The sequence below is a fragment of the Deinococcus sp. KSM4-11 genome (genome assembly GCF_004801415.1).
Taxonomy (GTDB): Bacteria; Deinococcota; Deinococci; order Deinococcales; family Deinococcaceae; genus Deinococcus.
Genome location: NZ_SSNX01000009.1, coordinates 158348 through 171516, shown reverse-complemented (window position 1 = coordinate 171516; position 13169 = coordinate 158348). Strand labels below are relative to the sequence as shown.

At 69.2% G+C, this 13169-nt stretch carries 11 protein-coding genes; 7 read left to right on the top strand and 4 right to left on the bottom strand.

Annotation, left to right across the window (positions count from 1 at the left end):
* Positions 1–19 precede the first annotated feature (19 nt).
* Positions 20–286, bottom strand: coding sequence for a hypothetical protein (locus E7T09_RS19865; RefSeq protein ID WP_136390950.1), 267 nt, complete (start codon positions 284–286; stop codon positions 20–22).
* 160 nt (positions 287–446) lie between these two features.
* Between E7T09_RS19865 and E7T09_RS22550 the strand changes: the two genes are divergently transcribed.
* Genes E7T09_RS22550 through E7T09_RS19845 form a run of 4 tightly spaced genes read left to right on the top strand, consistent with a single transcriptional unit; the run spans position 447 to position 4849 of the window.
* Positions 447–1610 carry a hypothetical protein gene (locus E7T09_RS22550; RefSeq protein ID WP_136390949.1) on the top strand — a complete coding sequence of 388 codons (1164 nt, stop codon included), beginning with the start codon at positions 447–449 and terminating at the stop codon, positions 1608–1610.
* A complete protein-coding gene (locus tag E7T09_RS19855; protein ID WP_136390948.1) occupies positions 1600–2676 on the top strand; it encodes a [LysW]-lysine hydrolase in 1077 nt (358 codons plus the stop codon). Before E7T09_RS22550 ends, E7T09_RS19855 begins: the two co-directional genes overlap by 11 nt.
* A gap of 34 nt (positions 2677–2710) precedes the next feature.
* Positions 2711–4456, top strand: a complete 1746-nt coding sequence (locus tag E7T09_RS19850) for an SLC13 family permease (RefSeq protein WP_136390947.1) — start codon at positions 2711–2713, stop codon at positions 4454–4456.
* 48 nt (positions 4457–4504) lie between these two features.
* Complete coding sequence (locus E7T09_RS19845; RefSeq protein ID WP_168734955.1) at positions 4505–4849, top strand: cupin domain-containing protein; 345 nt, start codon at positions 4505–4507, stop codon at positions 4847–4849.
* 47 nt (positions 4850–4896) lie between these two features.
* On the opposite strand, the gene E7T09_RS19840 is transcribed toward E7T09_RS19845, so the two are convergent.
* Complete coding sequence (locus E7T09_RS19840; RefSeq protein ID WP_136390945.1) at positions 4897–7524, bottom strand: EAL domain-containing protein; 2628 nt, start codon at positions 7522–7524, stop codon at positions 4897–4899.
* 243 nt (positions 7525–7767) lie between these two features.
* Entirely contained in the window at positions 7768–8790 is a 1023-nt protein-coding gene (locus E7T09_RS19835; protein ID WP_136390944.1) for a metallophosphoesterase, read from the bottom strand.
* 95 nt (positions 8791–8885) lie between these two features.
* On the opposite strand from E7T09_RS19835, the gene E7T09_RS19830 reads away from it, so the two are divergent.
* Together E7T09_RS19830 and E7T09_RS19825 are read left to right on the top strand one after the other, a co-directional pair.
* Positions 8886–9329, top strand: a complete 444-nt coding sequence (locus E7T09_RS19830) for a DUF805 domain-containing protein (RefSeq protein ID WP_136390943.1) — start codon at positions 8886–8888, stop codon at positions 9327–9329.
* Positions 9330–9455: 126 nt separating this feature from the next.
* Positions 9456–9917 carry a DUF3291 domain-containing protein gene (locus tag E7T09_RS19825; RefSeq protein ID WP_136390942.1) on the top strand — a complete coding sequence of 154 codons (462 nt, stop codon included), beginning with the start codon at positions 9456–9458 and terminating at the stop codon, positions 9915–9917.
* Here the strand turns inward: E7T09_RS19825 and E7T09_RS19820 are convergent.
* Positions 9904–10911, bottom strand: a complete 1008-nt coding sequence (locus tag E7T09_RS19820) for a phosphotransferase enzyme family protein (protein WP_168734954.1) — start codon at positions 10909–10911, stop codon at positions 9904–9906. The genes E7T09_RS19825 and E7T09_RS19820 overlap by 14 nt on opposite strands.
* Positions 10912–11180: 269 nt before the next feature.
* On the opposite strand from E7T09_RS19820, the gene thrS reads away from it, so the two are divergent.
* Positions 11181–13130: a threonine--tRNA ligase gene (thrS, locus tag E7T09_RS19815; protein WP_136390940.1), complete on the top strand. Its 1950-nt coding sequence runs from the start codon at positions 11181–11183 to the stop codon at positions 13128–13130.
* Positions 13131–13169 lie beyond the last annotated feature (39 nt).

The following is a 13169-nucleotide window of genomic DNA, read 5'->3' as shown; positions in this document are numbered from 1 at the left end:
CGACGTCGGAATGACCGAATTATTCTTCGCTGCTGTCGCGGTTCTCGCGGGCGGTGCCGTCGTTTGCCGTACCGCTGCGATCGACGAGGGCGTCCCGGTTGATCAGCGCGGGCACGCCGGTCGTGTTGCCGTTCACGATGGCCGGCACCACCAGGGTCTCGTCCTCGGCACGGCGCACGGCCTCGCCAGCCACGGGTGGGTTGACCACATTGCCGGATTCCTGCTCGACCTCCTCGACGCTCTTGCCAAGGGGTTCGCTGCCGTAGCGGTTCGAAGTGTCAGTCATGCCCGCAGTGTGCGGCGCCCGTATGGCAGGGCGGGTGAGGGTGGGCTACACACGCCTTCACGCCGCCGGTCCGGCTGGGGCGCGGGCGCAGGCTCCTCATGGCAAGTCGGTATGCTGGGCGCAGCCCGTGACGCGCAGCAAACGCAGGGAAGGGAGTGACATGACGGAGCGAACTGCAAGTGGGCGGGCACAGGGTGCCCTGAAAGCCATCGGAATGGACGAACCCCCGGTCAGCGTCCTGGAGCGCGAGGACGCGCTGTTCATCCTGACGCCGAAGACCCTGGTGTACCAGGATGGCGGGGGAACCCGCCGGGTCACGTTGCGTGACCTGACCCGTATCCACAGTGACGAGCAGGGCGTGCTGCGGGTCGAGACCCCGGCAGGCACGGCCCTGACCGCGACCCTGCTGGGCTTCGACGTGGCCCAGGTGCAGGCGTTCTTCGTCCAGGTCAGGGATACGACCGCGCGGGCCAAGGAGCAGCCGGTCTCGCCATTGCCCACCGCGGGCGGCCAGAAGACCTTTGGAACCGCCCCCGCTGTACCCGCTCCGGAAACGCCAGGGACGGCGAAGATCCCACCGGCCGTGACGCCCCCGGCGGACGGCCCTGCTCCGGCCAGACCGCCCGCCCCTCCGGTCGCTTCTGTTCCAGCCACACCGACACCCGCTGCACGGGCGGAATCGGCGGCTCCCCCACCGCGCCCGGCCGTTCGTCCAGAGGCCGTTGCCACGCCTGCCCCGGTTTCCACACCATTAACCGAGCGTGGCGGTCAGGATGTCGTCCCGCCCGAGCGCCTCAGATCCACTCCCACACCGACCCCAGCTCCGGCAGCGGACGGCCGGGCGACCCTGCCGGGTGTGTCGCGGCCCTCATCGGAGGCGCCCAGCGTGCGGCCGGTGGTGATCTCCTCCTCGGCGTTCACGCCCAGCACCGCGCGGACACCGACCATGATCACCGAACCGGCGCGCGGACCGGAACGTGCACCGGCACAGGTCGAGCCGCCCGTTGCCGCACCGGTTCCTGTCGCACCCTCGGCGGTCAGTCCGACGCCACCCAGGTCGGCCCTGGACACGCTGGTTCGGCAGGCCGCCGTGGTCGAGGGCCTCACGGGCCGCCTGCGCTTCCTGGGCGGCGTACTGTTCGTGGCGGCGCTGGGCCTGGCGGCCGTGCAGTACACATCGGGCGCGCGGCTGGACGGCCTGTGGACGCTGCTGTCGGGGGGCGTGGGCACCATTGCGCTGCTGGCCCTGGCGGACATGGCCCGGCTGCTGGCCCTGAGCGCCCACGCGCAACGACAGCCCGCTTCAACCGACGATGACACCTGAAGACGCGCACACCCTGGTGGTCGAGGCAGTCAGGATTCCGTCGCTGTCCGGGCAGGAGGCTGCCGTGGCGGCCTTCCTCACCGGGTGGATGGCCGCCCACGGCTTCACGGCCCACGTGGACGAAGCCGGAAATGCGGTCGGCGAGCGTGGCCGTGGGCCGCTGACAGTGGCGCTGCTGGGGCACATGGACACCGTGCCGGGTGACATTCCGGTGCATGTTGACGACCAGGGTGTCCTGCACGGCCGGGGCAGCGTGGACGCCAAGGGGCCGCTGTGCGCCTTCATGGCCGCCGTGGCCGCCCTGCCGGACGCCGCGCTGGACGCGGCGCGCTTCGTGGTGATCGGCGCGACCGAGGAGGAGGCGCCGAGCAGCCGGGGCGCGCGGCACGTGATGCAGACGCTCCAGCCGGACATGGTGCTGATCGGCGAGCCGAGCGGCTGGGAAGGACTGACCCTGGGGTACAAGGGCCGGCTGGTGGCGCGCATCACGGTGGAACGTGGGAATTTCCACACGGCCGGCGAGGGCCAGAGCGCGGCCGACGACCTGACCGAGGCGTGGTTCCGCGTGCGGGCGTGGGCCGCGCGCACCGCTGACGGCAGCGGGATCTTCGACGCCGTCCAGGCGACGATCCAGGATCTCCAGGCGACGAACGACGGCGTGACCCAGCGCGCCACCGGCACCGTCGGGCTGCGCCTGCCACCGCGCATCTCGCCGCAAGAGGCCGAGGACACCGTGCGCGACCTGCTGCAGGATCTGCCAGACGCGCACGTGACCTTTACGGGGCACGAATCTGCGGTGCGCTCCCCGAAAGACAACGCCCTGACGCGCGCCATGCGTGTCGCCATCCGCGCGCAGGGGGGCACGCCGGTCTTCAAGGTCAAGACCGGCACGAGTGACATGAACGTCGTGTCGGAACTGTGGCCGGTGCCGACCCTCGCGTATGGGCCGGGCGACAGCGCGCTGGATCACACGCCCGAGGAGCGTCTGGATCTGGCCGAGTACGACCGGGCCGTGGTGATCCTGACGGCCGCCCTGACGCGCCTTGCGACGACAGGCCACCCCTGAACTTACGCCAGCTCTGTATGCGTTCAGGAGGGTTATGGAACCCGTCACGCTGATCCTGGTGCTGTTCGTGGCCGCGCTCGTTCTGTTTGCGACCGAGTGGCTGCCGGTCGATGTGACCGCCCTGGGCCTGCTCTCGGCGCTGCTGGTGTTCGGGCTGGTGACGCCCAAAGAGGCCTTCGCGGGCTTCGGGAGCGACACCGTGATCACTCTGGCCGGGCTGTTCATCCTGACGCGGGTGCTGCTGCGCGCCGGGGTGATCGAGTGGCTGGGAACCACCCTGGCCCGCCGCGCCAAGAATCCCACGGGCATGCTGCGCGCCATGTTGGGCACCGTGGCCGGCGTGAGCGCATTCACCAGCAACACCGCCACCACCGCCGTATTCCTACCGGTCGTGGCGGGACTGTCGCGCAGGGCGGGCATTCCAGCCAGCCTGGCGCTGATGCCGCTGGCCTTCGCGAGCATCCTGGGCGGCACCATCACGATCATCGGTACCAGCACCAACATCGTCGTGTCGGGCGCACTGCCGGCCTCAGGCGAGGCGCCCCTCGGGTTCTTCGAGCTGGCCTGGGTGGGCCTGCCGACCGCGCTGGCGGGCCTGCTGTACCTGTTCTTCATCGCCCCGAAACTGCTGCCCGCCCGGGACGCCGCGCTGGCGGACTCCCTGCGCGCCTACCTGGCCGACCTGACCGTGGTGCCCGGCAGTCCGCTGGCTGGACAGACCCTCGCGCAAACTGGGCTGGGCCGCGACCACGGTCTGACGGTCGTGGCGGTGCGGAGGGGTGAGGAGACCATCTCCGGGCCGGGCGCCGCCTTCCGGGTGCTGGAAGGCGACACGCTGACCGTAGAAGGCCCCACCGAGCGCATCCTGGCGGGCAAGAGCACGCTGGGGATTGTGAGCAAGAGCGAGCTGAAACTCCAACCCACCCCAGAGGACGGCGATGTGCGGCTGGTCGAGGCCGTCGTCATGCCCGGCTCGCCCCTGCTGGGCCGTACCCTGAAAGAAGGGCGCGTCCGGGAACGGTACGGGGCGTCCGTGCTGGCCCTGCACCGCCGCGACAAGAACATCGAGCGGCTGGGGGGGCTGCGGATTCAGGTCGGGGACGTGCTGCTGGTGCAGGGCGGCGCGGCGCGGCTGGACTCGCTGGGCGACCACCTGGTCGTGATGGGCGACCTGACCGAGCACCAGCGCGATCTGCGCCGCGCCCCGATGGCGCTGCTGCTGTTCGCCGGAGCCATCGTGCTGGGCGGGCTGGGCCTGGTGCCACTGTCCGTCGCCGTGCTGATCGCTGCGTCCCTGAGCCTCGCGCTGCGCCTGATCAGCCCGGAAGAGGCGTACCGCTCAGTCGAGTGGCCGGTAATCGTGCTGATCGCCTGCATGCTGGCCTTCGGCAGCGCCTTCGAGAGCAGCGGCGCCGCGAAAGTCCTCACGGGCGCGCTGTCGGGCGTGCTGGAACCGCTCGGGCCTTACGGCCTGCTGGGCGCGCTGTTCGTGGTCACCGTGGGGTTGACCCAGCCCATGAGCAACCAGGCGGCGGCGCTGGTCATGCTGCCGCTGGCGATCGGCACGGCCAAATCCCTCGGGTACGACCCCCGGCCTTTCGTGATCGGAATCACGCTGGCCGCCAGCAACTCGTTCATCACCCCGCTGGAGCCGTCCTGCATGCTGGTGTACGGCCCCGGCCGCTACACCTTCATGGATTTCGTGCGCGTGGGCGCGGGCCTGACCTTCGTGACCTTCCTCGTGTCCATGCTGGTCATCCCGCGCATTTGGCCGTTCTAGGCCGGCACTCCCCAGGGCCGTGGAATGCGGTGGGAGTACGCTGAACGCATGGGGATCGTGACCAGAGCGGAGCAGCCGGTTCAGCGTCTGGACGGTCGCACCCTCCAGTGGCTGGCCCACGCCCAGAGCGGCGCTGTGGCGACCGCTCTGCTGGAGAATGTCATCGATCCCGGCGGCGCTATTCCACTGCATGTCCATGAGGTCGAGGAACTGCTGGTGTGCCTGGAGGGCAGTGGCCACGTTCAGCTGGGCGAGGAGACCCTGGCCTTCCGGGCGGGCGACACGGCCATCGTTCCAGCGGGAACAGTACACGGAGTTCGGAATCCGGGGCCGCTCCCGCTGCGGATGCTCGGGTTCTTCCCGACGGCCCAGCCGGTCCCCGAATGGGTCTGAGGGACGTCGATGATCAGGGGTGATCGGCTGACGTAAGCGGCCCGCGCTCAGTGGGCCTGCAACCACTTGAGCAGATCCGGCAGCGCCAGCGGGGGGCAGATGGCGTAGCCCTGGGCGGCGTCACAGCCCATGGCGGCCAGGATCTCCAGCTGCTCGCTGGTCTCTACGCCGACGGCGACCACGCGCAAGCCCAGCCGGTGGGCGAGGTCGATGGTGCCCTGCACGAGCGCGACGGACCGCTGGTCGCCGGGCAGACGGGCGGTCAGGGTGGGGTGGAGTTTCACGGCGCTCAGTGGGAAGCGCGTGAGGGCCGAGAGGCTGCTCGCGCCGTCGCCGAAGTCATCCACGCTCAGGTGCGCGCCCAGCGTGCGCAGCTGCTCGAGCAGGCCCAGCGTCTCCTGGCTGTGGTCGATCAGGCTGCCGGCGGCCACCTCGATGTCCGGGGAGCCGTGCTCCCGCAGCAGCGCCTGCAGACGGCCCAGGCCAGCGCTGCGGCGCAGTTCCTCCAGGCCCAGGTTCACGCTCACCTGCCACGCGCCGAAGCGCTCGGGCAGGGCGGTGCGGATGGTCTGCCGGCCGCTGAGGGCGTGCTCGACGACCCACTCGCTGACCTGCGTGATCAGGTCGCTGTGCCCCGCCAGGGGCAGGAACTGGCTGGGGGGCAGGACACCCAGGGCCGGATGGTTCCAGCGCAGCAGGGATTCCGCACCCAGCGCCCGGCTGGTCTTCAGGTCGGTGACCGGCTGGTAGAGCAGCGTGAACTGCTCGCCCGCAACCGCGCCGCGCAGGGCCTCCTCGAGTTCAAAGGCGCGGGCCACCTGGGCACGCATGCCGGGATCGTAGGCACGCACCTGCGCGCGGCCCTGCCGTTTGGCGTGCTGCATGGCGATCTCGGCGTCGCCCAGGGCGGCGTCCGGAGCGGGCGTGGCACGCGGCGTGACCAGGCCCAGCGCGTAGGTGAGGGGCACGTCGCGCTGACCGGCACGCAGGGGGGCGCTCAGGGTGTCCTGCACGGCCAGCGTGGCTCCGGCAGCGTCCAGGCCGGGCAGCACCAGCACGAAGGTGTCGTCCGTGAGGCGCGCGGCGCTGCCTCCCTGCGCGGTGGCCAGGTCGTGCAGCCGGGCGGCGGCCTGGATCAGCAGGCGGTCGCCCGCCGTGCGGCCCAGGGCCGCGTTCAGACTGCCGAACCCGTCGATGTCCAGGCAGGCGACGGTGCCCAGGCCGCCCTTCACGCTGGCGTGCGTGGTCATGGCCTCGCGCAGGCCCACGCGGTTGAGCAGGCCGGTCAGCGAGTCGTGGCGGGCGTTGTGCCGCACCTTCGCCTGGGCGCGGCGCAGCGCCGTCAGGTCGCGCAGGGTGAGCAGGACACTGCCCGCCTCGGCGTCGAGCGCGGCGGCCCGCACTTCCATGTGCCGCAGACCACCGTCGGGCAGCGTCAGCAGCAGTTCGCGTTTCATGGGCAGGGTCAGGTCGCGCCAGTCGGGCAGCACCAGCGGATCACCCTCGGTGGTGAAGGTTCGCACGCCCAGTTCCCCCAGCACCCGCGTGAGGCCCAGGCCCACCAGGCGCGAGGCCTCCACACCCAGCAGTTGCGCGGCCCGGTCGCTGACGAGCTGCGCGCGGCCGGAAGCGTCGATCAGGACGGTGGCGTCCTCGGACTGCGCGAGCACCTGCCCGATCATGCCGGACGGCACCTGCCCGTCCCGGCGGGCCGAGTGGCCCTCGGCGACCAGCAGGCCCGGTTCGGACGTGCGGCGAACCGAGAGGGGCAGGCGTTCCCCGTTGGCCAGGATCACGTCGGCCCGCGCGGAGCCGCCCGTCGCGGCGAGTTTCACCAGATCGCGCACGGCTTCCGACGGCAGATCCGCGAAGCACGGCCACGCCCACAGCGGAGCGCCCGGCGCGGCCGAGGCCGAGGGCAGACACAGTTCCAGCAGGCCCTGGCTGGCGTTGAGGACGATGCCCGTGTCGGTGAGCAGCGCCGACGGCAGGTCCGTGTCGAGCAGTGCCGCCACGCGCGAGGCGCGGTCGTACTCGCCGGTCACGTCCTGCAGGGTCAACATGACGCCCGCCGACGCGCCGCCGAAGTACGAGCGGGCCTCGCCGCGCACCCAGGTGACCGTGCCCCCGCGTTCCAGCCGCTCGTCCGTGAGCCGCACCGAGCGCCCGGCCGCCGCCTGCGTCAGCCCTGAGTGCAGCCCGGGCCGATCCGGGAAGACCTGTGCGAGGTGGCGGCCCACGAGCTGCGCGTCGGTCAGGCCGAACAGTTCCAGGAAGGGCCGGCTGACCCGGCGGAACATCAGGTCGGCGCTGAGCCACGCGGTCGCCATCGGGAGTTGCGTGACGAGCACCTCCGCCTCGCGGTTCGCGCCGTCCACACGCGCCGCCGCGAGCAGCATGGTCAACACCTGCACCGCCGTGACCGGCACCTGCCCGTCCTCGCTCCACAGCAGGCCCAGCAGCGCCCCGTCGCGGGTGAGCCAGGTCATCTCGCCACGCTCGAACCAGTCGTCCGGCGGCACCAGGTCGGCGCCGATCACGTTGGCCGTGGCGTCCGCCCGTACCCGCAGAACCTCCTCTCCGATGGACGCGAGAAGGGTGGCCTGGGGAGCGTGCATGCGCAGCAGGTCGCTCAGGGCGGATTGCAGGGCGGTGGTGGATGTGGGAACTGGCATCACTCGAAAGCACCTCGGGGAAAGCGGACGCCTCAGGATCTCTGGGGCGGGCTCTTGGAGGGCATGGTGTCAGGCCAACTCTTACGCACTTCATGCAGCGTGCTCATCAAAAAAGCGTGACCCAGAGGTCAGAAACCCGTAAGTTCAGCGTTCTGCCGTCCTGCACGCGGGATGCGCCGTCGAGGGCCCACAGCGATCCCCCCCGGACACCCCCACGCCATGCGAACTAGCTCACAGCGGCGTTCACGGACGCGGCGCGATCACCTGCGTGTGCGCCAGCGTGGCCGCGCCCGCATTGTCCAGCACATACACCTGCACGGTGAGCGCCTCGGGTGTGAGGTCGAGTACCATGAACCCCGGCTGCCGGTACGCCTCGAAGGCCGCCGGACGCGCCCCGCCGCCCGGCGAGGACGGATTGCCCGCCGCGCCCGACACCAGCGTCCAGGTATCCGGGCATTCCGGCTGCGGCGAAAACACCTCCAGCGCGTGATCGTGGCCGCTGAGCAGCACGTTGGCCTGCCCACACGCCAGGGTGTACAGCTGCCGCACACCGTCCCCACGCTGGAAGGACAGTCCCAGGCCGTCATAGTGTCCGGCGTCACCGTGAACGGAGTTGCTGAACAGCGGGTGGTGCCCCAGCACCAGCTTCCAGCGGGCCGAGCTGCGCGCGAGCACCCCGGACAGCCACTGGCGCTGAGCGACCTCCCACGCGCCGCCCGCCCGCTCGTCCGCCTGCCGGGGCGGCAGGTACGCGGCCAGCGGCGCGGTGTCCACGGCGAAGAACTCCACGAGCTGGCCCACGGGCGCGCGGTAATCGCGGGCGGGCATCACCCACTGCGGGTTGAGCTTCCCGTACGCGACCTCCACCTCGGCACCGCGCGAGTCCGCGCCGTCCCCACCCGCCAGCCAGGACTCGTCGTGGTTGCCGGGCACCACCAGGAAGGGAATCTTCAGCGGCCCGTACGGCACCTCGAAACGGTCATGGAAGACCGACGAGGTCACCTCCTTCGGGCTGGCCGGGTAGAAGTTGTCACCCAGCGCGACCCCCAGGTCGCAGCCAGCCCTCGCGCAGACGGTCTGCATGGCCGCCGCTACCTTCCACTGCACGTCGGTTCCCGTGCCCTGGTCGCCCATGACCACCACCCGTAGGTGCGAAGTATCGGCCGCGAAGGGCAAGGCCGCCACGGTATCCGGCAGTGTCCGAGCAGGCGACGTGGCTGGCGCGCAGGCCGCCAGCAGCAGGGAGAGCAGCAGAAGGGCGCGCATGATCCCCCCACCCTACCCCCAGTGATGCGGCGAATCCGACCAATGAACTGGCCTTCATCTCTTAAACTTTTCTCACTTCTGTCGGAGGTGCGATCATGAACGACTACCTGAATGTGATCCGAAACAACTACGCGAACTTCCAGGGCCGCGCCCGCCGCCGCGAATTCTGGATGTTCTCACTGATCAACTTCATCATCCTGACGGTGCTGGAGATTCCGGTACTGGTCAGCCTGCCCGCCCTCTCCGCCTCTACGGACGGTAACGGCCAGACCTCTTCCCCACTGATGTGGCTGATGATCATCAGCGGTCTCCTGATCCTGCTGTACAGCCTGTTCATCCTGCTCCCCTCCCTGGCCGTCAGCGTGCGGCGCCTGCACGACACCGGGAAGAGCGGATGGTGGTACCTGATCTCCTTCGTTCCGTTCATCGGCAGTCTGGCCGTGCTCGTGCTGATGGTGCTGGACAGCGAACCCGGCAGCAACCCGTGGGGCCCCAATCCGAAAGGCGAGACGGCAGCCGTCACGGCGAACTCCTGGTAGGTCGGCGAAGCGCGACCCTCTCTGCGGCAGACCGAGCCACACGGGCTCGGTCTGCCCAGTTCTTCTATAGCTATGCTTCCCGATCCGTAATAAGAGGCCAGGCACACGACCCGGTACCCTGTTCCCATGACAGCCGCCGGAATGCATCTCGCCCAGGTCAATATCGGCCGGCTGGTCGCCCCGCTGGACAGCGAGCAGCTCCATGGCTTCACGTCCCGCCTGGATGAGATCAATGCGCTGGCGGACGGCTGGCCGGGCTTCGTGTGGCGGCTGCAGGGCGACGGGGACAGCGCGACCGATCTGCGGCCCTTCAAGGACGACACGATCCTGGTGAACATGTCCGTGTGGGGGGATGTGGAGGCCCTGCGGGACTACGTGTACCGCAGCGACCACCTGCAACTCCTGCGGGAACGCAGGCAGTACTTCCAGCACATGCGTGAGGCGTTCACCGCCCTGTGGTGGGTGCCTGCCGGGCACCGTCCCACCACGACCGAGGCGTGGGAACGCCTGATGCACCTGCGCCGGCACGGGCCGACGACGCACGCCTTCACGTTCGGGCAGACCTTCGGGCCGGTCACGCCTGGATGAGTCCCTCCACATCGTGCCGGAACACGCCGGTCTCCAGGTAGTGGCGCAGCTTGATGACCGCGTTCGGCACGTAACGCGGAAGCAGGTCGCGGAGGTTGGCCGTCGTGTTCTCCAGCAGGTCGTTGAGCAGCACCAGGCTGCGGCCCGCGACGACGGCCTCATAGTCGGCCTGGGCGTAGGTGGGCAAGGGCGCTGCGAACGCGTAGCCCTCCAGCAGCGCCGCCTCCAGGTCGACCCTGGGGCGCAGGTAGTACGCGCTGATCGCCAGATCCTGCATGGGCACGCCCACACCGCTGTCGTCGAAGTCGAACACGGACAGCCGGCCCCGGTTCCATTTGAGATTCCAGTTGTGCAGGTCGGCGTGCAGCACTCTGGGGGTGTCCTGCACGAACACGCGACCCAGGGCGGCCTCGACGCGTGCCAGAGCCGCCAGGACGATGTCGCGGCGCTCCGGGGTCAGGAGGGCGTGTTCCCGGATCAGCCGGTTGGGGGTGTCCATCAGCGGGTCGCGCAGACTGCTCAGGGCCGTGCCAGAGGGCAGCGTCCAGCCCAGCGCGTGGGCGTGCAGGGTCGCGGCGGCGCGGCCGACCTCACGCATCTGGGCGGGCGTGGCGTGTCGGCCCAGGTTCGGGCCGGGCAGCCACGAGAACACGGTGACCGGCAACGCCCGTCCCAGTGCCGGGTTCCACAGTTCCTGTAGCAGATGGCCGTCGCGCGTGGGCTGCGGCACCGGCACCGGCAGCTCCGTGTCGTGGGCCAGGGCGGCCAGCCACGCCATCTCGGCCCCGATCTGCTGCGGAGTCCGGCGGGAATTCACGTTGATCCGCAGCGCGAAGGTCTGCCCTTCCTGCGTATCGACCCGGAAGGTCGTGTTGTAGGCGTGGTTCAGCAGGCGCAGGCGGCGCACCGTAAACGGGTAGGCGGGCAGGGCCGCCAGAGCGGTGGGCCGCAGCCGGACGACCTGCGCCCGCTGGGACAGAGCGGCGAAGGACATGCGGCGAGCATACCGGGTGCTCCGCTTGGCCAGATGCGCCATTCGGCAGGTTGCCCCTCCCCCACCGCACCCGCTATCCTGCGGCCATGAAGCGCCCCGCCCATCACTCCGGTCTGGTGATGCGGCACGTGTGCTTGCAACGAATGCCTGCCTTTTCCGGTCTGGTCACGCGAACTCTGAGCGCCTGAGAACCCCCGTCAGCGGTTTTCAGGCGTTCTGCTGGGTTTGCGGCCAGACCGGGTCACTCATGTTCAAACACCGAGGTACACATGCACGTCATTCTTCCCGATGGGAAACAACTGGAACTTGCGCAGGGCGCCACGGCCCTGGACGCCGCCAAGGCAATCGGCCCCCGGCTCGCGCAGGACGCGCTGGCCGCCACCGTGGGCGGTGACCTGGTCGATCTGATGAGTCCGCTGCCCGACGGCGCACACATCTCACTGATCACGAAGAAGAATCCGGAGGCAGCCGCACCCCTGTTCCGGCACTCGCTGGGCCACGTAATGAGTCAGGCGGTCGGCGAGTTCTATCGAGCGAAGGGGTACCCGGCGGACGCCGTCAAGCGCGGCGTCGGCCCCAGCATCGAGAACGGCTGGTACCAGGACTTCGACCTGCCCGAACCCCTCAAGGAAGAGGAACTGCCCGAGATCGAGAAGCTCATGCGCGAGATCATCGGGCGGAACCTGGACTTCTCACGTCGTGAGGTCAGCAAGGCCGAGGGCCTGGCGCAGTTCCCGCACGATCCGTACAAGCAGGAACTCATCGAGGGCCTGCCCGAGGGCGAACCGATCACCTTCTACCAGCAGGGCGACTACGTGGATCTGTGCCGCGGGCCGCACTTCCCGAACACGGGCAAGCTACCCATGAGCTTCAAGCTGATGAGCACGTCCGGCGCGTACTGGCGCGGCAACGAGAAGAACCCGATCCTCCAGCGCGTGTATGGCGTGGCCTTCGCCACGCAGAAGGAACTCGACGGGTACCTGCACGCGCTGGAGGAAGCCAAACGGCGCGACCACCGCAAGCTGGGCAAGGAACTCGAACTGTTCACCATCGATCCCCTCGTGGGCAAGGGCCTGCCGCTGTGGCTGCCGAACGGCACGGTGCTGCGCGAGGAACTGGCGGGCTTCCTCAAGGAGCAGCAGTTCAAACGCGGGTACCAGGGCGTGATCACGCCGAACATCGGAAACCTCGACCTGTACCGCACCAGCGGGCACTACCCGTACTACAGCGAGTCGCAGTTCAACCCGATCGAGGTCGATGACGAGCAGTACATGCTCAAGCCCATGAACTGCCCGCACCACGTCCGGATCTACGACAGCAAACCGCGCAGCTACCGTGACCTGCCGGTCAGGCTGGCCGAGTTCGGCACGGTGTACCGCTACGAGCAGTCCGGCGAACTGAACGGCCTGACCCGGGTGCGCGGCTTCACGCAGGACGACGCGCACATCTTCTGCCGCCCGGATCAGCTGAAAAAGGAGTTCCTGGACGTCCTCGACCTGACGGTACTGGTGCTCGGCACCTTCGGCATGACGGACGTGCGCTTCCGTGTGGGCGTGCGCGAGCAGGGCAGCGACAAGTACGTGGGCGACGAGGCGAACTGGGCGCTGGCCGAGCAGCAGATCATCGAGGCGGTCGAGGAAGTCGGCCTGCCCTACACCATCGAACCCGGTGATGCCGCCTTCTACGGCCCGAAACTGGACTTCGTGGTTAAGGACGTCCTGGGCCGCGAGTGGCAGCTGGGCACCATCCAGGTCGATTACAACCTGCCTGAACGCTTCGACATTTCCTACGTCGGCGAGGACGGCCAGGAGCACCGTCCCGTGATGATCCACCGCGCGCCGTTCGGGAGCATCGAGCGCTTCACGGGCATCCTGATCGAGCATTATGCCGGGGACTTCCCGCTGTGGCTCGCGCCCAGGCAGGTCATGATCATCCCCATCGCCGACCGGCACAACGCCTACGCCGAAACGCTACGCGCCGAACTGCACGACAGGGGCCTGCGCGCCGAGGTAGACGACAGTTCCAACCGCATGCAGGCCAAAGTCCGCACCGCCGAACTGAGCAAGATTCCGGTCATGCTGATCGTCGGTGATCAGGAGGAGGCCGGGCGGCAGGTCAGCGTCCGCGAACGCACGCCTGAGGGTCTGAAGGAGCGCAAGGGCGTGGGCTTTGACGAACTGAAAACGGAGCTCCTAGAACGGTACAAGAGTCGGGCGTAAGAAGAAGCCAGACTGGCTGCCCCCATCCACGGGGGCAGC